This is a genomic window from Bacillus sp. YBWC18, assembly GCF_002998775.1.
Classification (GTDB): domain Bacteria; phylum Bacillota; class Bacilli; order Bacillales; family Bacillaceae; genus Bacillus.
The window spans coordinates 104,940-128,326 of record NZ_PVRI01000001.1 but is presented as its reverse complement, the minus strand read 5'-3'; the positions used below and the strand labels follow the sequence as shown (position 1 = coordinate 128,326).

The window sequence follows — 23,387 nt, the reverse complement described above, 5'->3', positions numbered from 1 at the left end:
TTCAAAAATTCGCCGAATATTAACGTCCAAAAGCCTCTGGCTTGACATACGGACTGCCTTCTCCTTCTTCTTGCGTTTGGGTATTATATGGAACAACCTTATACTCCGCATCTGAAAACACGTTGGCATACGGCATTGTGTAGCTGCCCACGCCTGTCACTGAATCGATCAGCGTCTCGTTTCCATTTCTCTTCTCATAAATACGGTATTCAACCCGTTTATCCTCCTGCTTGTCCCAAGAAAGCTCTAATGTAAACAATCCTTTGATTTTAAACGCATAGCGGGCTTCAAATCCTGAAAGTCCCTCTAAATGGATTGGCGATTGAAGTTCTTTAATTCCCTCTGGTTTTTCAAACGTTTCATTGGTGATTTGGGCTGTCGTTAAAATATCTTTAAACAGCTGCACTGGGTATTGACTGCCGCCAGTTAAATAGTGACTGTTATCGGTTGTGTCATACCCCATCCAGATCGCACCCGTTGTACTAGGCGTATAGCCGGCAAACCAAGCATCTTTTGTTGCACCTTTCACACCTGAATATGTGGTCGTGCCTGTTTTACCTGCTAAATCTCCAGCATATGAACCGCTCTGGGCTGTTCCGCCTTTGACGACTTGCTGCAGCATTCTTGTCATATTCCAAGCATTCTGCACGCTAAACACTCGTTCTGGCTTACTGCGATTCTTCTCTACCGTTTCTCCTTCATCATTGGTGATTTTTTGAATGAAGAAAGGCTTTTTATATACGCCTTCATTTGCAAATGTGTGGAAAGCTCCAGCGATTTGAAGTGGAGAAACCCCTTTTTCTAAGCCGCCAAGTGCCATGGCAAGTCCTTTATCCGAAATCTCCATTCCCATTTTCTCGAGATATGATTTCGAGGTATCAATACCAAGCTCGCTTAATGTCCACACCGCAGCTGTATTCTTACTTTTCATGAGCGCATCCACCATTGTGACCTTGCCTTCATACTGCCCATCGTAATTCTTTGGTGAATAGCCGTCATAGCTTTTTTCTTTGTCTTCAAGCAGGGAATAAGGTCGGAATTTTTTCTCCTGCATTGCCGGACCATATACCGCGATCGGCTTGAAAACAGATCCAGGCTGTCTAACAGCGGTAACCCTGTTATAGCCCCTTGCTTGATATTCTCGTCCTCCAATCGCTGCTTTTACTCCGCCAGACTCATTATCAATAAAGATGGCACTGCTTTCAGGAGAACCGCTTTTTCCCGGGAAATAACGGTTGTTTTTCATCGCATCGTAAGCGACCTTTTGCAGATTCATATCGATCGGAACTGTAATGGTATAACCACCTTGAAGCAATTGCTCATGTGAAATGGCATACTCTGATTCTGCCTCCTTAATGATGAGATCGACATAGCTGTCGACCCAAGGCGTTTCTGATTTCTTTTTCAAATGAATGCCTAGTGTTCTCCCTTTTGCTTCTACTGTTTCTGTTGATGATAAATATCCTTGCTCATTCATTAAATTAAGGATGGTGTCCCGCCTTTGTTTATTTTTATCAGGGTGTAAAACAGGCGAGTAAGTAGACGGCGCTTTTGGCATCGCAGCGAGTGTAGCCCCTTCGCTGACAGTTAAATCTTTCACATCTTTACTAAAGTAATAATTGGCTGCTGCCTGAATACCGTAGACGCCATGACCGAAGTAAAGCTGATTCAGATACATCTCGAGCAGTTTATCCTTTGAATAATCTCTTTCTAAATTAATGGCAATAATGACTTCTTTTGTTTTTCGAAGAAAGGTTTTGTCATTTGTGAGAAAAATATTTTTTGCGAGCTGCTGAGTGATTGTACTGCCGCCCTCTACCTTTCCTCCTGCTAATATATCTCGATAAACCGCCCTTGAAATTGACTGTGCATCAATACCATGATGCTCATAAAATCGTTTGTCCTCGACAGCCACAAAAGCTTTCGCTACTTTATCAGGTACCTCCTTTAATGAGACAGGGTCCCGATTTTCTGAATACATACTTGTAAGTTCTTTTCCATTCTGATCAATGATTTGGGATGAAGCGTGAAAAACAAGCTTCTTTTCATCTATGACATAATGTCCTAAAAATAAAATGGTCAGATAGCCAATAAATGAAAGTACGATGGTACTTCCTGCAATGACTAATGGAATGATTATCTTCTTTTTCTTCAAATTAGGTCACCTCATTCCTTTATACGGATAGTATGGGATGTATTGCTTCATAATATGTTTTATGGATTGACTACCAAAGAATTATATATCATTCTTTTGTTATACTATCAAGCAGGAGGCGGTTTAGATGAATGTCTATATCACATATGGAACAGCAGATTTCTTGCATAAAATCACAAAGAAACACGATCAGGAAAATCTGCTTTATATGGTCGGAAAAGAACAAGCAGCTCTTTTCCATGAGACGGAGGGCGAGACTGTTTTTAAAGCCCCTCATGCCTATGATGTGATTTATGCGAAAGGTGAGCTAGTCCAATCTGGCTTCGTCACCTTGAATCATATCCCTGTGAAGCTTGAAAGCAGAGCACTTTTTGAATCTACTTTTCAGAAGAAGACGAACATCTCAGAACATCAGCGGGGCTTCCAGGCTCTTCGAGTGTTAAGACCGAAAAAAGATGAAGAAGTGTATCTGATTATGACACTTTGGGAATCAGAGGACTTATTTGAAGACTTTCAAGAATCAGAAGCGTTCTTTCAGCCAAACGAGGATACTGGCTCCATCTTCTCTCGTCCTGCTTTTCTCACATCCTATCATGCCGTTACAGACAATTAAGGAAGTGCTGAAAGCAGCACTTCTTTTTTTCATGAAAAAAAGCCCAATAGCTGGGCTTTTCATTTTATCGTCGTGATGTCAGCTCGTACCGATGAATGATCGGCTGAAGCACATAGAAATTCAATAGTATCCATCCTAATAAGATCGGCCACTTCAACATAGGTGAAGCACCTTTCAATTGAATGAGCATCACCAATAGCGGAATCAAGCAGATCATGAAAAAACTCATCTTGGAGACAAAGGTTTCTTTGACTTGATGACGACAGCTTGGACACATCATCATTTTCGTATGTGATAATTGAAACTTTTCAACGAAAGAAAATGCTTTTGAACAATTTGGACAGCTTCCCAACACGATTCCTCCCTTTCCCCGCTTCATATCAACTTCGACTTTTATGTAAAATGACCTTTTGATGCAGCATGCGAAATCCTCTTCTGTTGAAAGATTCTAACAATTACCATACAATCAGTAAAAGAGCATGAAGGAGGTTTTCGACTCAATGACAATATCCACTTTACAAAAAAGCATTAATGAACGTCTTGATGAACATTATGAGGAAATGGTTGAAATTAGACGCCATCTCCACATGAATCCTGAACTTTCTTTCCAGGAAGAAGAAACAGCCGCTTTCATCGCCAACTACTATGACACATTACATATACCAACACGTACACAGGTGGGCGGCCATGGTGTACTCGCCTTTATCGAAGGAGCTTCTCCCGGGCCGACGATTGCCCTCAGGGCTGATTTTGATGCACTTCCCATCCATGATGAAAAGGAAGTGCCTTACAAATCAACAAAGCCAGGTGTGATGCATGCATGCGGGCACGATGGGCACACAGCGACACTACTTGTCTTAGCGAAAATCTTGAATGAGCACCGCGATCAATTAAAAGGGAAAATCGTCCTCATTCATCAGCACGCAGAAGAATATGCGCCAGGCGGTGCAAAACCAATGATTGAAGACGGCTGCTTAGACGGTGTCGATGTCATATTCGGTACGCACCTTTGGTCTCCAGAGCCTTGTGGCACCGTTCTTTATAAAAGCGGGAACTTTATGGCAGCCGCCGACCGCTTCTCTATTCGAGTTCAGGGGAAAGGCGGACACGGCGCCCAGCCTCACTTAACGAAAGATGCTGTACTCATCGGTTCACAAATCGTCGCAAACCTGCAGCAAGTCGTTGCCCGTAAAGTCAATCCAGTTGATTCTGCTGTTGTATCTGTTGGAGGTTTTGTGGCAGAGAATGCTTTTAACGTCATTGCAGATTCAGCTGTTTTAACTGGTACTGCACGATCCTTTGAAGAAAGTGCACGACACACCATCGAACGAGAAATTGAACAGGTCGTGAAAGGGGTGTGCAACATGCATGATGCCGACTACACATATGAATATGTGAGAGGATATCCTGCTGTCAAAAATCATCCAAAGCCGACTGAATATATTGCTGACATCGCAAAACAGACAGAAGGTGTCACAGAAGTAAAAGAAGCGGAAACCCAAATGGGTGGAGAAGATTTTGCTTACTACCTTCAGCATGTCCCTGGTACCTTCTTTTACACAGGCGCCATGCCTGAAAACAGCCAAGACGTGTATCCCCATCATCACCCAAAATTTGATATCAACGAAAAAGCAATGCCTGTCGCAGCAAAGGTACTCGCCCGTGCCGTCCTTTCCTACGATGAATGAAAAAAAGCCGCTGTCGCCAGCGGCTTTAGATTATTGACAAAGGGCTAAAATGATTTTTATTTTAGCCCTTTGTCTTCTTTTCAGTGTGATAGAAAACCTTTGAAGTCTAGGAAGGACGAGTACCGGAGCGGAGCGAATTGAACATTCGTGAGCACCGGAACGCAGACCTGACAACGAATGCGAGGGTTTGTCTACACGCTGATGCCGCTGTCGCCAGCGGCTTTTCTATTTCATTTCTTTCAACACTCGTAAGTGAAACACATGACGAGCGACATCTCCAAGCTGTCCTGTCAGCTGATGATTTGCCACACCGCCAACAGCGGCTCCGACGATCGGCATTAATTGAAATAGCTTCACTAGGTCAATGTAATCTCGATACTCCTGCTGAAAGCTGTACCAATCCATTTCCTCGCGGCTCGTTTCCCAATCATCTATGATGTTCATCATTTTTTGACGATGTGCACTGCCGGAAAAGGCGAGTTGAAATATACAGAGCAAAAAGAGTCTTTCTTCTTTTTTAGACAAATCAAAGCCATAAATACATGCCAGCTCATAAAGACATTTCATCTTAATGCTAAGCAGCAGCGGAAAGTCTGCCATACCAAGCAATATACCACCAGCGCCTGTTCCAATTCCTTCGATCGCAGCTGCCTTTTGATAGTACTTCACTTTCTCCTTTGCCAGTTCATTTCGCTCGATGATAGATAATTGCTCATCAATCACCGAAAATGAAGTGAAGTGCGATCCTGATACGGTGGATGCAACCATTGTTTTGACCGCACTTGTGATGACTTGATGAAATCGAGCAGGGATTTTGCAGTTCACCTGCTGCTGAACTCCTTTTGAAAACCGTTCGATCTTCGAAGGTTTTCTTAAAAAACGCGTTTGAAAAAGAATGGCTTCTTCATATAACTCCCGTTCAGCTGCATTCATCCGGTCCCCTCCTTGATGTCATCATACGCTCGCTGTCAGAAACATATCTCCGCTTATCTCATCTTTTTTAATCGACTGAGTACGTAAGGCTTGAAGAGGACAAGCACAAATGCCAGCGAAATCAGAAGGGCAAGTCCACTTCCCTGCCATCCTCCTGCCGGGAGTACTGCACAGCTCAGCAATATCGATTGAATAATGAGCACGTTACGAACGAGAACAAAAAAGCTCCGATCCTTTTCTTGATGAGCAACTGGATAAAGTGCCTGTAATGAAAGATGGGCAAAGTGCTTCGTTAACGGCACAAGCTGGACACCTGTGATAAACACGGTGAACAAGACAAGCAGCGCACCCACCCAGCCTGCTGCACCTGTATACAAAATAATCAGCACAAACACGGCGGTTAGCCTAAACACGAGACCAAAATAGTCATTTGAACGTAAAAACGCCCTCACATACATGTAAGAAAAAGTTTTACGCTGGTCATACGGAACAAACTGCAAAAGCCAGTCCATGTATGCTCTTCTTTTCACCTGTTTCTTTAAATGAGGCACATCTGTAAATAAATTGGCCAAACGATAAAAGCGCTGTTTTCGTTTTAATTCGTCAGAAATATGCAATTCCCATTGAAAAGGCTGTTTTTTTACTGCATTGGTTAAGTAAACGAGATAGACACCATAGATCAGATAAAAAACGATTGCGATTGCATAGGATGCCTGTAAAACGGTATAGACCAAAATCATATTCAATAGAAAACGAAGGACTGCATCAAGCCATCTGATCTGTTTTCCTTGAAAATAAGTGATCCTCCATTGAATTGCTGTATTCAAACCCTTGATCAAAATCATTTGCGCCAATATCAGCACATACATCTTGAGGCCGCCTGAAGACACCGCAGAATAAAGCGGAAGTGCAACAATGGATACGGCAATAAGAGGAAACAGCTGAGAAATGAAGCTAAAATTAAAAGCTTGTTTTAAATAAGGCTCCATCTTCCCTTCCAAGGGAAGCAAAAACACGAGATCTGCTTCTTTGATCAACGTACGCACGTAAGAGCTTGTCAGCACCAATGAAAAAACAACTGCCATGACCCAGTAGGATGGGAAGTGAGCCGGAATCTGTTTGAGCCAGTTACTATACCAGCTCGCTCCGCCTGCAAGGAAAAAAATGAGCACAATGACAAGATGATCATTGAACATGTATTTTAAATATTTTCTTGTATCTTGCATGTGTTCCTCTAATCGGGATTTCCAAATGGTTTGCGTCATTTTACTCATAGCTTTCTTCCTTTGTTAATTCCAAATAAAGATCATCGAGTGTCGCATCTCTCATATTGAACTGTTCTCTCAGCTCTGTCAGTGTTCCTTTCGCTCTGATTTCCCCTTCGTGCAAAATAATAAAGGAATCACAATAGCGCTCAGCTGTCGCCAAAATATGCGTCGACATCAGGACACTTGCGCCGTTTTTCTTCGCAGCATTCATCCGTTCAAGAAGTGCATTAATCGCAAGAGGATCAAGCCCTAAAAACGGTTCATCGATGATATACAGTTCTGGTTCAACAAGGAATGCACACATAATCATGACCTTCTGCTTCATTCCTTTTGAAAAATGAGCAGGGAACCATTTCAAACGTTTCTCCATTCGAAATTCTTTCAGCAATGACGGCAGACGTTCATCTAATTGTTCCTTTGACAGACCGTAAGCCATCGCTGTCAGCTCTAAATGCTCTTTTAAGGTTAATTCTTCATATAATACAGGTGTTTCTGGAATAAACGTAAATTGCGAACGATACGCCTCTTGATCGTCTTGAAGAGTTCGTCCATTCAATTCAATGACACCTTTATGCGGTTTCATGAGCCCGATGATATGGCGAATGGTTGTGCTTTTCCCCGCCCCGTTTAAGCCGATGAGACCGACGATTTGATTTCTTTCTAATTCAAATGAGATATTTTTTAGAACGGGATTCTTCGTATATCCACCCGTTACATCTTTTACAGTGAGAAGGGACATGAATTCGTTCCTTTCTTTCTTTTTTCCTTTATAGTAACAAAAACGAAAGGTAATTTGAAATGTTTACCTATAACCGGGCATGAATAAAAAATAGGCGCTTTGGTCATCATAATGTATGTAGAAGAAATGAACTTGATGACCAATAAGTAAATGAGGTGTTTGTTAAAGGCAAAGAACCGCATGACAAGTTGGTTTTTCATCTAAAAACCTTAGCTTCTGTTTTGCTTCACTGATTCTTGATTTTTGTGTCCTATACAATATGTATACGACAAACCAAAACGTCAAATGAGGTGTTTACAGCAGAAATAGCAGGCATATGAATTCTTTATTTCAGTAAATAGAGAATTCAAAAGGCATATCGAATGAAAGCATCAGCATTTCTTCTGCAGGAGCAGGATGAGCGACCAAAGGAGTTCGCTTGTCCTGTTTTCTTTTTTGCTTCTTTTTGTGATACGATGAAGGAAAATGAATAAGGAGTGACATGATGTGAGCAATTGTATTTTTTGCAAGATCATTGATGGAGACATTCCATGTGCAAAAGTATATGAAGACGAGCATGTATTGGCTTTTCTAGATATTAGCCAAGTAACAAAAGGACATACCCTTGTAATCCCGAAAATACATAAAGAAAATATCTACGAGATGACACCAGAAGTGTCTAATCACTACTTCCAAGCGATTCCGAAAATTGCAAGAGCAATCAAACAGGAATTTGAACCAATTGGGTTAAACCTTCTGAACAACAACGGCGAAAAAGCCGGACAATCTGTGTTCCATTACCATATGCATATCATTCCGCGCTACGGAAAAGGCGATGGCTTTGGTGCCGTATGGAAATCACATCAAGAGCAATACACGTCAGAGGATTTAAAAGATATTTCTTCTGCCATCCACACGCGGCTTACCTCATCTTAATAGATGAGGTTTTTCTTATTTCTACCCCCTTTTTATCCCCTCCATCTCTTAATAGTAAGATATTTAGAACGATTCAAATTTTTTGTCCAATTGCTTCAAATTTGTGATAGGATGGTTTTATCTTTTGATCCATTAACGCGAGAAATAGGGAGAGATTGTGATGAAGCGAACGACGAATTTTAATGCTGGTCCGGCGGCACTGCCGCTAGAAGTGCTTCAAAAAGCACAGGAAGAACTTGTTGATTTTAAACAAACTGGGATGTCTGTGATGGAGCTGTCTCATCGCAGCGGTGAATATGAAGAAGTCCACAATAAGGCAAAAGCACTGTTGGTGGAACTGATGGACATTCCTGAAGATTACGAAGTCCTCTTTTTACAGGGCGGAGCTAGTCTTCAATTTGCGATGATTCCTATGAACTTCTTACATGAAGGCGAAACGGCTCATTTCATTCAAACAGGCGCTTGGTCAGAAAAAGCATTATCAGAAGCAAAAGGGTTTGGTGAAACATCTGTGTTTGCTTCAAGTGAAGACGACAACTACTCGTATATTCCAGAAGTAGATGCCTCCGGTTTAACAGATGGCGCTTACTTACACATCACATCAAACAATACGATCTTCGGCACTCAGTGGAAAACGTTCCCAGACACGTCATTGCCGCTCATTGCAGATATGTCCAGTGATATTCTCAGCAAAAAAATCGATGTTTCTCAATTTGATTTCATTTATGCTGGGGCACAAAAAAACTTAGGGCCTTCTGGTATCACGATTGTGATCGCGCGCAAACGTTTATTAGAGAAAGAGAAAAGCAGCACACCGAAAATATTAAAATATTCAACACACGCAAAAGCCAACTCTCTTTATCACACACCACCGACTTTTGCGATTTATATGCTGTCTCTTGTCCTTGAGCATGTCAAACAGGCTGGCGGCGTAGAAGCAGCGGAAAAACGCAATGAACAAAAAGCAGGCATTCTCTACGACACAATTGATCAAAGCGGCGGTTTTTACAAAGGACACGCACGCACTGACAGCCGTTCGCATATGAATGTCACGCTTACCCTTCGTGATGATTCGCTCACTGCTTCCTTTGTAGAGAAAGCAAAGCAGGAACAAATGGTTGGACTTGCCGGCCACCGTTCTGTCGGTGGATGCAGAGCATCTATTTACAATGCGGTATCGATTGAAGACTGCCAAAAGCTTGCGGACTTTATGAAAAAGTTCCAGCAAGAAAATGAGTAAAAAAGCTTTTCTATAGAGAAATAAATTTGTTATAATAACGAGAAATATAAAGTGATGACTCTTGCAATAAATGATGAGCCATATTATTGGAGAGTCCTAAGAGCTTAGCAGAGGAGAGCATAGAAATGAAAACAAAAGAATTAGTGATTATGTCATTGCTTGCAGCAATGGGAGCTGTTTTGCATACGATTTTCCCGCCCATCTTTTTCGGAATGAAACCTGATATGATGCTGGTCATGATGTTTTTAAGCATCATCCTTTTCCCAAAGGTACAGCATGTAGTGGTTATTGCCCTAGTAACTGGCGTCATTTCTGCATTAACAACGGGTTTCCCAGGCGGACAAATTCCAAATATGATTGATAAACCAGTGACAGCCTTTATCTTCCTAGCCCTTTTCTTATCTTGCTTGAAGATAAAGAACAAAGTGGTGCTGACCGCTGTGTTAACTGCGATTGGAACCATCGTATCCGGCGTGATTTTCCTATCTGCCGCTTTACTGATTACTGGACTGCCAGCTGCATTACCGGCACTTCTTGTGGGGGTTGTCCTTCCAGCAGCCGTGATTAATACCATTGCCATGGTATTTGTCTTCCCAATTGCTCAGTCCATTCTAAGGCGTGCAAGAATGATAGAAGTTGCTTAACGAATAATCGAACCTCTTCATAATAGATGAAGAGGTTTTTTTCATGCTTTTATAAAAGAAAAAGGGTCAGCAGCAAAATGAGGAGCGAAATTCCTGCACCTGCCGCACACACAAGTGCTTTTTGCTTTAATACATGTTTTGGCGGATAAGACCCTGCATACCCCAGCTGTCTTGCATAATGAATAGAACCACCTGTAAAAACGACACCGATACACGTAAAAACGAACAGAAAGACAGACAACCTTCTCCCCTCCCTTTTCTTCAAAAGTATGCTAAAATAAAGCAAGCTATGTATGGAAGTTCAATGAAGCTGATCGTCAGCTCAGAGAGAACATGCGAATGTGTAAAATTTGACTAGAGGTGATTTGAATGGCTAGTGGACGTTCTTTATTAACAGGATTATTTGTAGGCGGTCTCCTCGGAGGTGCGGCAGTGCTCCTGACGACTCCCTCTTCTGGCAGAGATGTGCGCGGAAAGATGAAAGACGGCTATGACAAATTCGAAGATACGCTGACAAGATTAAAAAGAGATGGACAAGCTTTAAAAGAGCAGATTGTTGAAACAGCAAAAGAAAGCGCAGAGGTCATTAAAGAAGTCGGAACTGAATTACAAGCATCGATTCAGCAATGGCGCGAAGAAATCAAACCTCACCAGCAGGACTTGCAAAAGGAAATTCAGGAAATTGAAGAAAAGCTTAAACAACTGGAGAAAACCTTACAAAACTAATATACTCACGAAAAAATATTCGTTTACAAAAGTGTGCGGGGTGCGTATCCCGCACTTTTTTTGTTGAAAAAAGGTTATTTTGTCAATGTTTTTCATGAGTTTTAAAAATTCTTGAATTTTCAGCTTTATTAATCTTTATTTTATTGGCATAATAGAATTACAAGAAAAAGAGAAGTAGGTGAAATGGATGAATCATTCGGAACAGCCTTTCGATGTAAAAGAAGCACTTTTATTCAGTCAAAGAATGGCCCAATTGAGCAAAGCTCTTTGGAAATCCATTGAAAAGGACTGGCAGCAGTGGATCAAACCGTATAACCTAAATATCAATGAACATCATATTTTGTGGATTGCGTATCAATTAAAAGGAGCTTCAATATCAGAAATTGCAAAGTTTGGCGTCATGCATGTATCAACGGCGTTTAACTTCTCCAAGAAACTGGAGGAACGAGGATTTTTAAAATTTTCTAAAAAGTTAAACGATAAACGCAATACGTATATTGAGCTAACGCCAAAAGGCGAAGAGACATTCCATAAACTACTTGAAGATTATGACCCGGCACGAACTGGTATTGTCAAAGGCGCACAGCCGCTTCATGACATTTACGGAAAGTTCCCTGAGATTTTAGAAATGATGTGTATTATCCGAAACATCTATGGTGAGGATTTCATGGAGATTTTTGAGAAATCGTTTTCAAACATTGAGAAGGACTTTTTGAATGAGCGAGGAAAAGTCACGAAAAAGCCTGAGGAACTTGAAGACTCAGCTGATGCAGCAGAAAAAGCGGCTAAAGCAAATCAAATTGTTTAATGATCTTTATAAATTCATTCATTAACGGCTGAAACAGCCCTTGATCATGCAATGCAAATATCGTCTCATGCACATCCAGCTTTTCAATTAACTGTCCTGCAAAAAGCGCAAGCATATCGTCAAACATGACGTAGCCTTGTGCTTTTTGCTTGTCCATTTCCTCTGAAAGCTCAGCACAAATACGCTCAATTTCCTTCGCCTCTTCTTTCGATACCCGCTGCCTGATCAATAATGCATAATATGGATAACGGCTCATATCGGTCGCCGTCAGCAAAAGTTCCATATAATATTCGAGCTGGCTCATTCGTTCCTCAATACTCATGTACGTTCCCTCTTTCTCTTAGTCTTTCTATTTTAGCCGAAATTACTCATTGACGAAAGAGACGAACCTCCCTCTTCTGTCTTTTTTTCTTGAAAAACCCAAAGTTTCCTCTCTTTATTCCATATGAAGGCAACATTTTATTTTTTTTCAACAAAACCATTGATTTTTATCCTCAGGAAGAGTAAATTATCTTGAGATATTCAATTAGTTTTTTAAGATTGGAAGGATGAAAAATGAATTGTTGGAAAACCATTAATCTTGAAAAGGATTATGGTTATACGAGACTGCTGATTTCAGCCATAAGTCTTGCTATACTTTTTTTCATTATGGCTTTTTTATGTTTTCAACTGACTCATCCTGAAACGAGACTAAGCAGCCACAACGCACCGCTTTTTGCTGTACTTTTACTTGTGACATTGCTTGTCCACCGTGTGGTTCACTTGATCCCAGTGATGAAAAACAAGAAAAAAATGACGCTATTTAAACGAAATTGCTGGAAGCGTGTGCCAAAGAAAGTAATGCTTTATTCACTTCTCAGTCCATTTTGTGTGATTTCACCGCTTTACTTTGTGTTAGGCGTGGCGTTTCCAATGTATGCACACTATTTTATCATCATCGCAAGTATTCATGCAGGCTATTGTTTGCCTGACTTTTTATTTGCATGGAAACTGCTCAAAGCACCTAAATCCTGCATCATCGATCAAGCCCAAGACGAGTTTGATATTTTAGTTGACCAAACTTCCTCATCATGAGGTTTTTAAAGCCAACTTCTATCTTTTTCATAAAAAATTTGGTAATGTAGTATGGGAATAGCATAGAGAGGGGGGATCTCCGATAGTTTTATTTTACTTCATCGTCTTTGCCGCGTTTATTGTGTATTCAATAAACAGGCTTACTAATACATTATGCCTTGTCAGAGAGATTCCTGAAGAACGGCAAGATAAGGTGTTTCGCTTTATCAATGTATCGATACTGATCTTACTGATCTCATCATTTGTTGAAATTACCATTTCTATTTAAGATCAAAGCAAAAGCTGCCAGTTTGAGGGCAGCTTTTTGTGTATATTGATTGATTAGCAAATCCAAGATGCACCGATAATGATCAATAAGATGAATAACACGACGACTAGTGCAAAACCGCCAGCAAAGACTTCTCCTCCCATGTAAAAACACCTCCTGCCAGTTCTTGCTCTGTTCTAAGCTCAGTGTATGCAAAAGAAATGAAAACGTTTAGGCACCTGTCATCGTTTGAAAAAAGAACCGCCCGCACGCATGGCAGGACGGCTCCTTTCTGTCACAGCGATTTAATTAGTAAAGATATGCTGCACCAACGATGATCAGCAAAATGAATAGCACGACCAATAAAGCAAACCCATTAGAATATCCTGCTCCCATATAATTCAGCCTCCTTTTTGTGATCACTATATGTGTATGTCGCGCGCAAATTTTTGACTAGACGAATGCCCTCCCATTTGCATTTCTTTTTACAGCGTGTCACAATATGTTATGATACAAGCAATGATAAATAAATTGGAAAGATTAGGAGTGTTTTTTGAATGAAAAAAATGGCTTTAGCAGCTGTAACAGCAGTTAGTGTTTTAACTCTTGGCGCATGCAGTAGCGGTGATAAAGATGTCATCGCAACAACAAAATCAGGAGATGTCACAAAAGAAGAGCTTTATACAACTCTTAAGAAACAAGCAGGTGGAGATGCTTTAAATCTACTTGTTCAACAAAAGGTTCTTGCTGACAAATACAAAGTATCTGATAAAGAAATTGATAAGAAAATGGAAGAATATAAAAAGACACTTGGTGAAGATCGTTTAAAACAACTTCAAGATGAATTCGGAAAAGATTACATCAAAGATCAAGTGAAATATGAGCTGCTGACTCAAAAGGCTGCCAAAGCTAACATCAAAATCACTGATAAAGAAGTAAAAGCGTATTACGATGACCTAAAAGGGAAAATCCGCGCAAGCCACATTTTAGTAGCTGATAAGAAAACAGCTGACGAAGTGGAAAAGAAATTAGATAAAGGTGAAAAATGGGATGCCGTTGTGTCTGAATATTCAACTGATACCGCTTCAGCAGCACAAGGCGGCGATGTAGGCTGGTTCGCAAAAGAAGGCCAAATGGACGAGAACTTCAGTAAAGCTGCTTTCAAACTAAAAGTGAATGAAATCAGCAAACCAGTGAAATCACAATTCGGCTACCATATCATTAAAAAGACCGAAGAACGCGGTAAATACGATGACATGAAAGCAGACTTGAAAAAAGAACTGCTTAATCAAAAACAAGCAGACACAAATGAAATCCAAACGATCTTAAACAAATTGGTGAAAGATGCCGATGTGAAAGTAAAAGATAAAGAACTTGAAAACACATTCAAAGAAAAGTCTCAACAACCCGCACAAAATCAACAACCTCAACAAAACCAGTAATCACAAAAAACCCCTCTGCCGTGATCGTGCAGAGGGGTTTTTATATGACCTGATTAAGCAATCGAGTCTTCATGTGCCGCCGTATCATGTGATCTTTTCACTTGCTGATCCTGACGTCTACGCTCTCTTTCTTGTTCCATTCGCTCAATAAAAATTTCTCCTTCCTTTTCAATAAAGGATTGATCAATCTCTTGCTCCTCTTTGGCCGTTGTCATTAATTTATACGCACAGAAAATAATGCCAATGATACATGCATACACCCACCATGGAAAAAACAACATTTTTTCATCGCCTCCTTTTTTCAGAACAGCTCTCTCTTCCTTTGTGTTACATGCTTATGCGAAAAGAAGACAAGTTATGAAAAAAACGCCCGCAATAAACGGACGTTTTGACATGGTTATTCGTGATGAAAGGTTGGTTTATAAAATGAACGATTCTCTAGCGCAAAAATACGTTCTGTATATTCTCCTGGCTTCACATGCTCAAGTGCACGATCCATCATATTCATCTTCGCATCTAAATTATCAATATAGTGGAGTATTTCGGCTTCCTTCACCATTGGTGGTTTCGGGCTGCCCCACTCTCCTTTCCCGTGATGACTCAGTACTAAGTGCTGTAAAATCAGAATTTCTTCTGTATCAATGCCAAGCTCTTCTGCAGCTTTCGCAATTTCTGTCACCATAATCGAAATATGACCAATTAAATTCCCTTCCACCGTATAGGTGGTTGAGACTGGGCCCGAAAGCTCTTTGACTTTTCCTAAATCATGAAGAATGATGCCTGAATATAAAAGATCTCGATCTAATGATGGATATAGGTCAACAATTGATTTAGCCAAATGCAGCATGGACACCACGTGATAAGCAAGACCAGAGACAAATTCGTGATGGTTTTTTGTCGCTGCTGGATAGTCAGCGAATTCCTGTCCATATTTTTTCAGCAAATGCCTTGTAACACGCTGTATATTAGGGTTTTTCATATCAAAGATATATTGCATAATCGTATCCATCATATCATGTTTTGGAATAGGAGCTGTTTCGAGAAAATCATCAATTCGAATTTGCTCATTTTCAGCAACAGGGCGTATATTCCTAAGTTTCAGCTGATTCCTCCCGCGATAATGATGAATATCGCCTACTACCTTCACAATGGTTTGCGCGGCATAGGTTTGTTCATCATTCTGCTTTGCATCCCATAGTTTCGCCTCAATATCTCCACTTTGATCTTGAAGAATTAACGTTAAAAATGGTTTGCCATTACTCGCAATCCCTTTAGTAGATGATTTAATTAATAAATGCAGGTCAACTTGTTCGCCGACATCATAGGTCATGATCCCTTTAGCCATTCAATAAAAGCTCCTTCCATGTTTCTGCTCATATAAGTATAACATAAGTCATTATTTGTCAATCATTCAACTGCTAAACTCGTAATCTGTCCATCTTCTGCTGCTTGCTTCATATGCTCATGACAGGTGAAATAAAACAGCTGTGTTTCAAAACGTGTGAGCTCGTTCATCATCTCCAGCACTCTTCCTAGACGAACGTGATCGAAATGAACGAAGCTGTCATCCATCATAAACGGAAGCTGACAATCTTGCTGATGAGACAAAGCGAGCGCAAAACGAATCGCCAGATAGATCTGTTCACACGTTGCCTGTGAAAGCTCCTCTGGACGGAATATTATTCCATCCATTCTTTTCACCATCAGTAAGTCATCTTCAGGTGAAAATAAAATCGCTTCATAACGATCATTTGTTAACGGCTGAATAAAACTTGAGGCTGTTTGAAGCAATGCAGGCAGCCTTGTTTCTTTATGCTCATTCAATTTTTCTCGTATGACGGAGCGGACAAGCTGAATTGCCGCCCATTTTTTTGCGAGGTGCTTCGCATGCTCCTGCTCTGCGGCAAGCTGATGAGTCAAATCAGACACCGTTCCAGAAGCTTCTATTTGCCGGATTTCCACCGCTAGTTCTGCTAAACGTTTTTCCATATTCTCCGCATTCAATTGAACGTCATGAAGGTGCTGCTTTGCTTCTGCACACTCCTCTTCAAGGAGAGGTAATCCTTTGCGAACAATCCATTCCTCCTCATCAAAACAACCGCTTCTATGAAGCTCTTGATTTAGCTGCTGCAAATGGGAAAGCCGTTCCCGGTATTCTTTAGATAGATGAGAAAGCACTTGGTAATCTTCTTTGGACTCTGCTTCTACTTGACGAAAAAGCTCGTCAGTTTGTTTTTCGTAATATTGAATTTCCCCTTCTAGTGTCGTGAGCTGCTGGATCGCATGTTGAATAGATACGTGCAATGTCTGGCGTTCTTTTTCTCTTCTCGCCTCATCTTTCAATATCTCTTGAAAAGCTGAGATATTCTCCTGAATGGTTCCTTCCTTTTTTTGAAGGATACTGCTTAACGCTGAAACCCTGCGCTCATAAATCGATTGCTGATCGGAAAGCATGCCTATTTCACGATGAAGCTCCTCATATGCCGCTGTATTCATTTTTAATTGTTTTAGGATATGGAAGGCCTCTACTAGGAAAGAAAGCTCAGACGACAAGCCAAGCTGTCTCTTCTTTTCCTCTACTTGCTGCTGGACAGGTTCCAGCTCTAGCTCCCAGTCTTCATATTGCCGAATGATTCTTTCGTACAGAAGCTCCTTCTGCCTCATAAGTGTTTCAGCTGAAGCTGCCTGCACTTGAAATGAATCAAAGGCCCCTTCGCCGCTTCTTTGTTTCATAGGGCTCATTTGACTTATTGGGTAAATGAGAAAGAAGAGAAAAACAGAAAATCCCGCAAACAAGAGCGTGATCCACCACTCTGTTAAAAAGAATAGAACAAGCAGAAGCACCACATCAAATGCGATCAAGCCTCGGAATAACGACGCCCGGGAATGAATCGGTTTCTTTTTCGATCTTGTCCCCTTCGCATCATCTTCTGCTCCGTGCTGTCTGACTTGCTGTTCCTTTAATCCTTTTAGAGCGGCTTCTGCTTCGTCCAGCTCATGTCTTGCGTGATCAAATCGTTCATCTAACTGCGCTTTTCTATCCATGAGACGAACGTATTGAGTGACAGTCTCTTTTAATTCCCACTCAAATTCAAGCGAATCGTCGATTTGTTCGAACTTTATCGGGTACTCCCACTTTAGCTTTGCTACCGCTTCGTCTATTTTTTGTTTCAATGAATCACGGTTTGCTCGACACTCTGCTATGTGCTTTTTCACAAGCTCAGCATTAGATGCTTCATCTACGACTCGTTTCATCTCCATTATGGTATCCTTGTCATAGAGCGGTTGAACTTGTACGAGTGAGGTTTGCAAATGGTCTAACTTCTGCTTCAGTGCAGTCAATTGAGCCTTTTTCGGGTGAAGGTGTGATTCTAGTTTATCCAGCTCATGCTCTGTTTCTGCTCTAAAACGTTTGACTCGGTCTGGATAGCGGGCTAATTCCTTTTTTAATTCCACTTTTTTCTCGATCATGGGATAAACTTGAATGGATTCAGCCAGTTTCTGAATGTGTTCCTCAGCTTGCTTCATTTCATTTTGAAGCTTTTCGATCGTCTCTGTTAATTCAGATTGCTCCCGTTTCTTTTCGGTATAGCTGCCTTCTACCAATCTCGCTTGTTTCAGCTGACCTGTCAGCTCTTTTAAACGATCAAGCTGCTGGTTTAATTCAGGCTTGCGTCCATTTGGTTTAAACAGCTGCTCCTGCTGCTTTAGCAGCCTGCTATCCATCTTGGTGGCTGCATCCGAGCCAAATAAACTTGAGAAAAGTAGAAATTCGCCTATTTGGTCCTGGTTTAAGGCTTGGACATTTTGCAGTCCAAACACATCAAATGAATAGATTGATTGATATAATCTGCGATCCGTTCCCTTTAAAAGTGTCTGTAGAAAAGCTTCGTCTTTCACTTCACCATTCGGTAAAAATACCTGTGCTTGCCCACCGCGATCGGACGTTCTCTCAATATGAATAACGCCTAACTCATCATCTTGGCAAGTAAGGGAACCACCATAAAAAGAACCCTGTTTCGTCTTGTACATCTTGTTTTTCGGAAAACCAAATAACATCGATTCAATAAACGTTTTCAATGTCGTTTTCCCCGATTCATTCAGGCCGTAAACTAGCTGAAAACCGTCATCAGAAAAGTGAAAGGTCCGATTTGAAAATTTCCCGAAATGGGCGATATGGAGTGAACGTATTTTCATTGTGCCTCTCCTTTTCTCATAATTGCTTTAGCTGTTCTGTCAGCAGCCTTTGTGCTTCTTCTTTTATATCCACTTCATCCTCTTTTGTGAGAGTTTTTCCTGACTTTCTATAGGTTGGGTGACGCTTGATCGGTGATAGAAGCTCTTCATATGCCTCAAACTGTGAAATTTCAGCAGTGAGTTCCTTCAAAAAAGAATCTTCTGGATAGACGACATCCTCGTTTGTTCGGCAGTCAATCGATATCACCCAAACGAACACCTCTTCATCTTCTTCCTGTTCATGAAGCACAGTCAACAGCTCCTCAAGTACCTCAAGCTGAGTACGCTCAAAGTAAGGAGGAGCATCACCCGTCAATTCAATTTTCACAAAATGAGGGACGCCCTCCTCTTTCAGCTCACTGATTTTGCTATCCAAAAGTGTCACAAGATCCGTCATATGAACCGTTTCTGTCATGTCTATTGCAAGTGTCTCAAACATCACATCCGCACAGCTAATAAATTCCGCTGTCTCAGAATCCTCGGAGAGTTGAATAACGTAACAGCCTTTCTCTCCTGTTTCTTTTATATGTCTGCCCTGCATGTTACCAGGGTAAATAATCAACGGGTCTTCATGCAGAAGGGCTCTCTTATGTATATGTCCAAGCGCCCAATAATCGAAATCCCGTGAAAGAAGCTGCTCAAGCTGAAATGGTGCATACGCATCATGCCCTTCTTGTCCGGCTAATGTACCGTGAAGCATCGCAATGTGATAGGCAGCATCTGTCGTTTTGACATAATGAGATGTCATATTTTCATAGACAGCCCGCTCTTTGTAGCTAAACCCATAAATACTTGCAACAAGCTGCCCCCCTCTATAGTAGGATTGCTCACTTGGTGTACTGCTTGAAAAAACGTGCACATTCTCAGGCCACTCAATCGGTGTCCATTCACCGCCTAAATGATCATGATTACCATAAATAATAAAGACGTCAATCCCTTGAGTTTGCAGTCTTAGAAACTGATTTCTTAAAAACAGCTGTGCTTTCAGACTGCGATTTGATTCGTCAAATAAATCTCCGCTCAGCAGCACAAAGTCTACTGCCCGTGCAATGGCGAGATCAAACATATTCTTCGCACTTTGAAATGTACTTTCTTTGAGCCGCTTAAATGGTAAGCTAGGGATATTCGACATTCCTGCAAATGGACTGTCTAAATGTAAATCTGCGGCATGAATAAAGGTGAGCTTAGTCAAACGTCTATCTCCTTGTCCGATACTGTCATTGTCCATATTTTATCATGCCATTTTTACGAATGCACGTTCTATCGCTCTCATTCTAAAAAACACATTTTTAAGAGCTAAAAAAGAGGTTTTGCCTTATTCATTGTTTAATTACATAGAAAAGCAGAGGAAAGGGAGATGAGGAATGGAGAAGACATACTTTTTAACTGTATTTGACCGGTCGGGTGAGACCTTATTAAATGAAAAAATCACAACGGATAGTGATGAAAAGGCAATGGAATTAGGGCGCCATCGCTTAATCGAACAGCAATACACGAAGCATTCCCACCGGCTCGTTGATGATGCAGGCAAGCTTCTTTTATTTGAACGTTAAAAAAACCGGCATTCGCCGGCCTCACATTCGTTTATACGTTCTGAAACACAGGTCGTCTTTTTTCTAAAAAGGCCTGAATGCCTTCCTTATGATCATGACTTTGCCTCAGTCTTGCCTGTGCTGCCCTCTCCTTTTGAAGAACGGCTAGCAGCTCAGGTTCTGACTGCTGAAAATAGATCAGCTTTGTTTCAATAAATGCTTGAAGCGGCATGTTCATAAACGGCTTCACACATACTTTTTGATACGCATCGACTTCTTCCTGAAACACCCCGTCTGCAAGGCGCAGTTTTAACGCTTCTTCAGCCGGCAGCTTTTGTCCGCTCCAAATCAATTGTTTCGCGGTTTGTTCACTGACTCTTTTTGTGAGAAAAAGATGCCCTCCGCCATCTGGAATTAACCCTACTCCATTAAAATTCATGGCGAGCTGTGCATCCTGATGCATAAACAAGTAGTCACAGCTTAAAGCAAAGCTAAAAGCAAGGCCTGCCGCTGACCCGTGGACAAGGGCAATCGTCACTTTTTTCATACCGGCTAGAGAAAGTGTAATTCCCTCGATCAAATCCATCACACGATGGAAATCTTCTTCACTTTCCTGCTTAAGCATCATGCCAATATCTCCGCCTGCTGAAAACCCTTTCCCCGCTCCCTTGATCACAACGACTTTTGCACTGCTTTCTTCCGCTGCATCACATGCCTCTTTGAATTCAGCAAACATGTCCACATGAAATGAATTATAAGCATCAGGCCTGTTGAAAACGATTTCAAAAATATCCCCGTCTAACTGACAATTGATATATGTCATCATCCATCCCCCTTTTCTTTTAAACTCATGACTTAATTCCATTTCAACCCGAATAATTCCTTTTCCTCTGCATGAAAAATTTCAAGATCAATTGATACTAAAATAAGCATAATTGTTGAAACAAGAAATATATTTTTATATAGTAAATGAAGAATGAAATGATTTTGAAAGGGGGAGGATGATTGATAAGGTGTTCCATATTCATATTGATTAGTTTCATCGTCATGTTTTCTCCTTTTTCAAATGTCGTTTTTGCTCCACAGGCAGAAGCGAGTGCACCTAGTCTTATTTCTCCATCCATCTACGATGAAGAAATTCACGCGGTGAAGACACCTCCATTTTCAAAAAAACATGCCTCCTCTATTCTGTTAAAGAACAGATTATCACTGGCTGATTCAAAGGTTTTTCTTCTCAAGCCTGCTCCATCAGCTGCGTTATCCATTGATCTATGTTTTTTGGAAATGAAGTGTGCGATCCCCATTATGTGTCAATCAAATTACCTCTACTGATTCATTTTATTTCATCCGTATTACTATATGAAAAACACAACCTATCATATTCGGAGGGATAAAATGAATATTAAAGAAAATGATCTTCCTGGGATCGGAAAGAAATTTGAAATTGAAACGAGAAATAGAGAAAAGATGACGATAGTGATTCATGATGATGGCAGACGGGAGATTTATCGTTTTGACGATGATGATCCAGATGAAGTGCTGTCCACCATTTCTCTCGATGATGCTGAATCAAGGCAAATCGCTGCGATTATCGGCGGCATGGTGTATAAACCGCAGGCACTTGAAACCATTGAAATGGCCTTCAATGACTTGATGATTGAATGGTTTAAGGTGGAAAAAGGCGCAAAAGCGGTTGGACATACACTCGGTGATTTAGATGTGCGGCAAAACTATGAAGTCACCGTCATTGCGATCATTAAACATACAAATGAAAAATTACTGAACCCTGGTGCCGGTTCGATTATTGAAGCAAATGATACGATGGTCATTTCAGGCGAAAGAAAACACTTAAAGCGATTGATACGTGATTTTCTTTCTAGAGGGGGAGAGTGATGAATGGATCATTTAGTCTTTGAAGTTGGGACGGCGCTGATTCTCATCGCCATCGCCAGCTTAATCGCCAATAAAATAAAATTCTCTATCATCCCTTTTCTCATTGTCCTCGGTATGATCGTTGGGCCGCATGCTCCAACCATCGGGATCATTGATCTAAAATTTATCGAAAGCACCGAAATTATTTCGTTTTTTGGCAGAATGGGCGTCTTGTTCCTTCTTTTCTATCTTGGACTTGAGTTCTCTGTCGGAAAGCTTATTAAATCGGGCAAATCCATTGCTGTCGGCGGATCTATTTATATTTTGATTAACTTCAGCTTAGGACTGCTTTACGGTTTTATCACAGGGTTTGGGTTCCTTGAGGTTCTCATTATGGCAGGGGTTATCACGATTTCATCCAGTGCCATTGTGGCCAAAGTCCTTGTTGATTTGAAACGGACTGCGAACCCTGAAACTGAGTTAATTCTTGGGATCATTATGTTTGAGGATATTTTCCTCGCTGTTTATTTATCCGTCGTATCTGGTCTTGTCCTTGGAGATGCCACAACGGTTAGCGGTGCCTTATTATCCATTTTCATTGCTTTTGGTTATATGATGCTTTTCTTTATCATCGCACGTAAGCTGCCAAAACGATTAAACAAGTTGTTCGATATCCGTTCGAACGAAGTGTTCATCATTGTGATTTTTGCGGCTTTATTCTTTGTCGCTGGTTTTTCAGAGACAATCCATGTAGCAGAGGCCATTGGGGCACTCTTACTTGGTCTTGTTTTCTCAGAAACAGAGCACTCTGACCGCATCGAACATCTTGTGGTTCCATTTAGAGATTTCTTCGGGGCCATGTTCTTCTTCAGCTTCGGTCTCAGCATTGATCCATTTACATTAGGTGATGCCTTCTGGCTTGCGATCGGCGCTGTGATTCTCACCTTCATTGGGAACTTCACTGCTGGAATGTTCGCTGGAAGAAGAGCTGGATTTTCTCATAAAGCCTCTTCTAATATTGGATTAACCATCGTATCACGCGGAGAGTTTTCGATCATTGTAGCCGAGCTCGGTATTGCGGGCGGACTTGCCGCTACCTTGAAGCCATTTGCTGCATTGTACGTCTTAATCCTTGCGATTTTAGGACCGCTTGTGACGAAGGAATCTAAGCGAATTTATCAAATTCTAAACAAAATCTTCAAATGGAAAACAGAAAAGCCAAAAGTGAAAAAGGAAACAACGATCTAATGAAAAA

General features: G+C 41.0%; 27 protein-coding genes. 13 read left to right on the top strand and 14 right to left on the bottom strand.

What is annotated here, in order from left to right; translation table 11 throughout:
• Positions 1 to 19: 19 nt before the first annotated feature.
• Entirely contained in the window at positions 20 to 2,155 is a 2,136-nt protein-coding gene (locus C6348_RS00730; protein ID WP_106041485.1) for a transglycosylase domain-containing protein, read from the bottom strand.
• Between the two features lie 127 nt (positions 2,156 to 2,282).
• On the opposite strand from C6348_RS00730, the gene C6348_RS00725 reads away from it, so the two are divergent.
• Complete coding sequence (locus tag C6348_RS00725; RefSeq protein WP_060595924.1) at positions 2,283 to 2,768, top strand: antibiotic biosynthesis monooxygenase family protein; 486 nt, start codon at positions 2,283 to 2,285, stop codon at positions 2,766 to 2,768.
• 64 nt (positions 2,769 to 2,832) lie between these two features.
• On the opposite strand, the gene C6348_RS18990 is transcribed toward C6348_RS00725, so the two are convergent.
• Positions 2,833 to 2,985 carry a hypothetical protein gene (locus C6348_RS18990; RefSeq protein ID WP_223249501.1) on the bottom strand — a complete coding sequence of 51 codons (153 nt, stop codon included), beginning with the start codon at positions 2,983 to 2,985 and terminating at the stop codon, positions 2,833 to 2,835.
• A gap of 283 nt (positions 2,986 to 3,268) precedes the next feature.
• On the opposite strand from C6348_RS18990, the gene C6348_RS00715 reads away from it, so the two are divergent.
• On the top strand, positions 3,269 to 4,456 hold the full coding sequence (locus C6348_RS00715) for a M20 family metallopeptidase (RefSeq protein ID WP_106041483.1): 1,188 nt from the start codon (positions 3,269 to 3,271) through the stop codon (positions 4,454 to 4,456).
• A 225-nt stretch (positions 4,457 to 4,681) separates the two neighbouring features.
• Here the strand turns inward: C6348_RS00715 and C6348_RS00710 are convergent, their stop codons facing one another.
• From C6348_RS00710 to C6348_RS00700, 3 genes are read right to left on the bottom strand one after another with little or no spacing between them, the layout of a single operon-like run.
• Entirely contained in the window at positions 4,682 to 5,389 is a 708-nt protein-coding gene (locus tag C6348_RS00710) for an EcsC family protein (RefSeq protein WP_106041480.1), read from the bottom strand.
• 53 nt (positions 5,390 to 5,442) lie between these two features.
• The gene (locus tag C6348_RS00705; RefSeq protein ID WP_106041478.1) at positions 5,443 to 6,663 is read right to left on the bottom strand and encodes an ABC transporter permease; all 1,221 of its coding nucleotides are present in this window, start codon (positions 6,661 to 6,663) and stop codon (positions 5,443 to 5,445) included.
• Complete coding sequence (locus C6348_RS00700; RefSeq protein WP_003212171.1) at positions 6,656 to 7,396, bottom strand: ABC transporter ATP-binding protein; 741 nt, start codon at positions 7,394 to 7,396, stop codon at positions 6,656 to 6,658. The genes C6348_RS00705 and C6348_RS00700 overlap by 8 nt, the downstream gene beginning before the upstream one ends.
• A 486-nt stretch (positions 7,397 to 7,882) precedes the next feature.
• Between C6348_RS00700 and C6348_RS00695 the strand changes: the two genes are divergently transcribed.
• From C6348_RS00695 to C6348_RS00685, 3 genes are all read left to right on the top strand, one after another.
• Positions 7,883 to 8,311 (top strand): HIT family protein, encoded by a 429-nt coding sequence (locus C6348_RS00695; protein WP_106041476.1) that lies wholly within the window; start codon positions 7,883 to 7,885, stop codon positions 8,309 to 8,311.
• A 160-nt stretch (positions 8,312 to 8,471) separates the two neighbouring features.
• Positions 8,472 to 9,551 (top strand): 3-phosphoserine/phosphohydroxythreonine transaminase, encoded by a 1,080-nt coding sequence (serC, locus tag C6348_RS00690; protein ID WP_106041475.1) that lies wholly within the window; start codon positions 8,472 to 8,474, stop codon positions 9,549 to 9,551.
• Between the two features lie 125 nt (positions 9,552 to 9,676).
• Entirely contained in the window at positions 9,677 to 10,195 is a 519-nt protein-coding gene (locus C6348_RS00685; protein WP_024425455.1) for a tryptophan transporter, read from the top strand.
• A 49-nt stretch (positions 10,196 to 10,244) separates the two neighbouring features.
• On the opposite strand, the gene yhzF is transcribed toward C6348_RS00685, so the two are convergent.
• A complete protein-coding gene (yhzF, locus tag C6348_RS00680; RefSeq protein ID WP_003211362.1) occupies positions 10,245 to 10,436 on the bottom strand; it encodes a membrane protein YhzF in 192 nt (63 codons plus the stop codon).
• A gap of 128 nt (positions 10,437 to 10,564) precedes the next feature.
• Between yhzF and C6348_RS00675 the strand changes: the two genes are divergently transcribed.
• Entirely contained in the window at positions 10,565 to 10,921 is a 357-nt protein-coding gene (locus C6348_RS00675) for a YtxH domain-containing protein (protein WP_034663584.1), read from the top strand.
• Between the two features lie 187 nt (positions 10,922 to 11,108).
• A complete protein-coding gene (locus C6348_RS00670) occupies positions 11,109 to 11,729 on the top strand; it encodes an HTH-type transcriptional regulator Hpr (protein ID WP_034663587.1) in 621 nt (206 codons plus the stop codon).
• Here the strand turns inward: C6348_RS00670 and C6348_RS00665 are convergent.
• Positions 11,707 to 12,051 (bottom strand): YhaI family protein, encoded by a 345-nt coding sequence (locus tag C6348_RS00665; protein ID WP_034663590.1) that lies wholly within the window; start codon positions 12,049 to 12,051, stop codon positions 11,707 to 11,709. The two genes, C6348_RS00670 and C6348_RS00665, sit on opposite strands and share 23 nt — an antisense overlap.
• 233 nt (positions 12,052 to 12,284) lie before the next feature.
• Between C6348_RS00665 and C6348_RS00660 the strand changes: the two genes are divergently transcribed.
• Together C6348_RS00660 and C6348_RS18985 are read left to right on the top strand one after the other, a co-directional pair.
• Positions 12,285 to 12,803: a DUF3267 domain-containing protein gene (locus C6348_RS00660; RefSeq protein WP_106041473.1), complete on the top strand. Its 519-nt coding sequence runs from the start codon at positions 12,285 to 12,287 to the stop codon at positions 12,801 to 12,803.
• Between the two features lie 82 nt (positions 12,804 to 12,885).
• The gene (locus C6348_RS18985) at positions 12,886 to 13,071 is read left to right on the top strand and encodes a hypothetical protein (protein ID WP_072368131.1); all 186 of its coding nucleotides are present in this window, start codon (positions 12,886 to 12,888) and stop codon (positions 13,069 to 13,071) included.
• A gap of 53 nt (positions 13,072 to 13,124) precedes the next feature.
• Here the strand turns inward: C6348_RS18985 and C6348_RS00650 are convergent, their stop codons facing one another.
• Both C6348_RS00650 and C6348_RS00645 read right to left on the bottom strand, forming a co-directional pair.
• Entirely contained in the window at positions 13,125 to 13,214 is a 90-nt protein-coding gene (locus tag C6348_RS00650; RefSeq protein ID WP_017360317.1) for a YjcZ family sporulation protein, read from the bottom strand.
• Between the two features lie 145 nt (positions 13,215 to 13,359).
• Complete coding sequence (locus tag C6348_RS00645) at positions 13,360 to 13,446, bottom strand: YjcZ family sporulation protein (RefSeq protein WP_008361129.1); 87 nt, start codon at positions 13,444 to 13,446, stop codon at positions 13,360 to 13,362.
• Between the two features lie 161 nt (positions 13,447 to 13,607).
• Here C6348_RS00645 and C6348_RS00640 point away from each other — a divergent pair, with 161 nt between their 5' ends.
• Complete coding sequence (locus C6348_RS00640; protein WP_003211354.1) at positions 13,608 to 14,492, top strand: peptidylprolyl isomerase; 885 nt, start codon at positions 13,608 to 13,610, stop codon at positions 14,490 to 14,492.
• A gap of 53 nt (positions 14,493 to 14,545) precedes the next feature.
• Here C6348_RS00640 and C6348_RS00635 read toward each other — a convergent pair whose 3' ends face one another.
• The 4 genes from C6348_RS00635 to C6348_RS00620 form a co-directional block, all read right to left on the bottom strand.
• Positions 14,546 to 14,773 (bottom strand): sporulation YhaL family protein, encoded by a 228-nt coding sequence (locus C6348_RS00635; RefSeq protein WP_034663596.1) that lies wholly within the window; start codon positions 14,771 to 14,773, stop codon positions 14,546 to 14,548.
• Positions 14,774 to 14,889: 116 nt separating this feature from the next.
• Positions 14,890 to 15,837, bottom strand: coding sequence for a 3'-5' exoribonuclease YhaM (gene yhaM, locus C6348_RS00630; protein WP_106041471.1), 948 nt, complete (start codon positions 15,835 to 15,837; stop codon positions 14,890 to 14,892).
• A 62-nt stretch (positions 15,838 to 15,899) separates the two neighbouring features.
• Positions 15,900 to 18,689 (bottom strand): ATP-binding protein, encoded by a 2,790-nt coding sequence (locus C6348_RS00625; protein WP_106041469.1) that lies wholly within the window; start codon positions 18,687 to 18,689, stop codon positions 15,900 to 15,902.
• A 16-nt stretch (positions 18,690 to 18,705) separates the two neighbouring features.
• Positions 18,706 to 19,920: a metallophosphoesterase family protein gene (locus C6348_RS00620; protein WP_106041467.1), complete on the bottom strand. Its 1,215-nt coding sequence runs from the start codon at positions 19,918 to 19,920 to the stop codon at positions 18,706 to 18,708.
• 172 nt (positions 19,921 to 20,092) lie between these two features.
• Here C6348_RS00620 and C6348_RS00615 point away from each other — a divergent pair, with 172 nt between their 5' ends.
• Positions 20,093 to 20,281, top strand: coding sequence for a YhzD family protein (locus C6348_RS00615; protein ID WP_106041465.1), 189 nt, complete (start codon positions 20,093 to 20,095; stop codon positions 20,279 to 20,281).
• A 31-nt stretch (positions 20,282 to 20,312) separates the two neighbouring features.
• On the opposite strand, the gene C6348_RS00610 is transcribed toward C6348_RS00615, so the two are convergent.
• On the bottom strand, positions 20,313 to 21,086 hold the full coding sequence (locus C6348_RS00610; protein WP_106041463.1) for an enoyl-CoA hydratase: 774 nt from the start codon (positions 21,084 to 21,086) through the stop codon (positions 20,313 to 20,315).
• A gap of 569 nt (positions 21,087 to 21,655) precedes the next feature.
• Between C6348_RS00610 and C6348_RS00600 the strand changes: the two genes are divergently transcribed.
• On the top strand, positions 21,656 to 22,153 hold the full coding sequence (locus C6348_RS00600) for a cation:proton antiporter regulatory subunit (protein ID WP_106041459.1): 498 nt from the start codon (positions 21,656 to 21,658) through the stop codon (positions 22,151 to 22,153).
• A 3-nt stretch (positions 22,154 to 22,156) separates the two neighbouring features.
• Positions 22,157 to 23,380, top strand: coding sequence for a cation:proton antiporter (locus C6348_RS00595; RefSeq protein WP_106041457.1), 1,224 nt, complete (start codon positions 22,157 to 22,159; stop codon positions 23,378 to 23,380).
• Positions 23,381 to 23,387 lie beyond the last annotated feature (7 nt).

What these genes read in the sequence shown, in the direction of transcription:
- serC (WP_106041475.1), top strand. Translation starts at nt 8,472, where the DNA reads ATGAAGCGAACGACGAATTTTAATGCTGGTCCGGCGGCACTGCCGCTA.
- C6348_RS00650 (WP_017360317.1), bottom strand. Translation starts at nt 13,214, where the DNA reads ATGGGAGGAGAAGTCTTTGCTGGCGGTTTTGCACTAGTCGTCGTGTTA.
- C6348_RS00635 (WP_034663596.1), bottom strand. Translation starts at nt 14,773, where the DNA reads ATGTTGTTTTTTCCATGGTGGGTGTATGCATGTATCATTGGCATTATT.
- C6348_RS00640 (WP_003211354.1), top strand. Translation starts at nt 13,608, where the DNA reads ATGAAAAAAATGGCTTTAGCAGCTGTAACAGCAGTTAGTGTTTTAACT.
- C6348_RS00710 (WP_106041480.1), bottom strand. Translation starts at nt 5,389, where the DNA reads ATGAATGCAGCTGAACGGGAGTTATATGAAGAAGCCATTCTTTTTCAA.
- yhaM (WP_106041471.1), bottom strand. Translation starts at nt 15,837, where the DNA reads ATGGCTAAAGGGATCATGACCTATGATGTCGGCGAACAAGTTGACCTG.
- C6348_RS00610 (WP_106041463.1), bottom strand. Translation starts at nt 21,086, where the DNA reads ATGATGACATATATCAATTGTCAGTTAGACGGGGATATTTTTGAAATC.
- C6348_RS18990 (WP_223249501.1), bottom strand. Translation starts at nt 2,985, where the DNA reads ATGATCTGCTTGATTCCGCTATTGGTGATGCTCATTCAATTGAAAGGT.
- C6348_RS00700 (WP_003212171.1), bottom strand. Translation starts at nt 7,396, where the DNA reads ATGTCCCTTCTCACTGTAAAAGATGTAACGGGTGGATATACGAAGAAT.
- C6348_RS00660 (WP_106041473.1), top strand. Translation starts at nt 12,285, where the DNA reads ATGAATTGTTGGAAAACCATTAATCTTGAAAAGGATTATGGTTATACG.
- C6348_RS00665 (WP_034663590.1), bottom strand. Translation starts at nt 12,051, where the DNA reads ATGAGTATTGAGGAACGAATGAGCCAGCTCGAATATTATATGGAACTT.
- C6348_RS00705 (WP_106041478.1), bottom strand. Translation starts at nt 6,663, where the DNA reads ATGAGTAAAATGACGCAAACCATTTGGAAATCCCGATTAGAGGAACAC.
- C6348_RS00685 (WP_024425455.1), top strand. Translation starts at nt 9,677, where the DNA reads ATGAAAACAAAAGAATTAGTGATTATGTCATTGCTTGCAGCAATGGGA.
- C6348_RS00675 (WP_034663584.1), top strand. Translation starts at nt 10,565, where the DNA reads ATGGCTAGTGGACGTTCTTTATTAACAGGATTATTTGTAGGCGGTCTC.
- C6348_RS00645 (WP_008361129.1), bottom strand. Translation starts at nt 13,446, where the DNA reads ATGGGAGCAGGATATTCTAATGGGTTTGCTTTATTGGTCGTGCTATTC.
- C6348_RS00725 (WP_060595924.1), top strand. Translation starts at nt 2,283, where the DNA reads ATGAATGTCTATATCACATATGGAACAGCAGATTTCTTGCATAAAATC.
- C6348_RS00600 (WP_106041459.1), top strand. Translation starts at nt 21,656, where the DNA reads ATGAATATTAAAGAAAATGATCTTCCTGGGATCGGAAAGAAATTTGAA.
- C6348_RS00615 (WP_106041465.1), top strand. Translation starts at nt 20,093, where the DNA reads ATGGAGAAGACATACTTTTTAACTGTATTTGACCGGTCGGGTGAGACC.
- C6348_RS00715 (WP_106041483.1), top strand. Translation starts at nt 3,269, where the DNA reads ATGACAATATCCACTTTACAAAAAAGCATTAATGAACGTCTTGATGAA.
- C6348_RS00670 (WP_034663587.1), top strand. Translation starts at nt 11,109, where the DNA reads ATGAATCATTCGGAACAGCCTTTCGATGTAAAAGAAGCACTTTTATTC.
- C6348_RS00595 (WP_106041457.1), top strand. Translation starts at nt 22,157, where the DNA reads ATGGATCATTTAGTCTTTGAAGTTGGGACGGCGCTGATTCTCATCGCC.
- C6348_RS00625 (WP_106041469.1), bottom strand. Translation starts at nt 18,689, where the DNA reads ATGAAAATACGTTCACTCCATATCGCCCATTTCGGGAAATTTTCAAAT.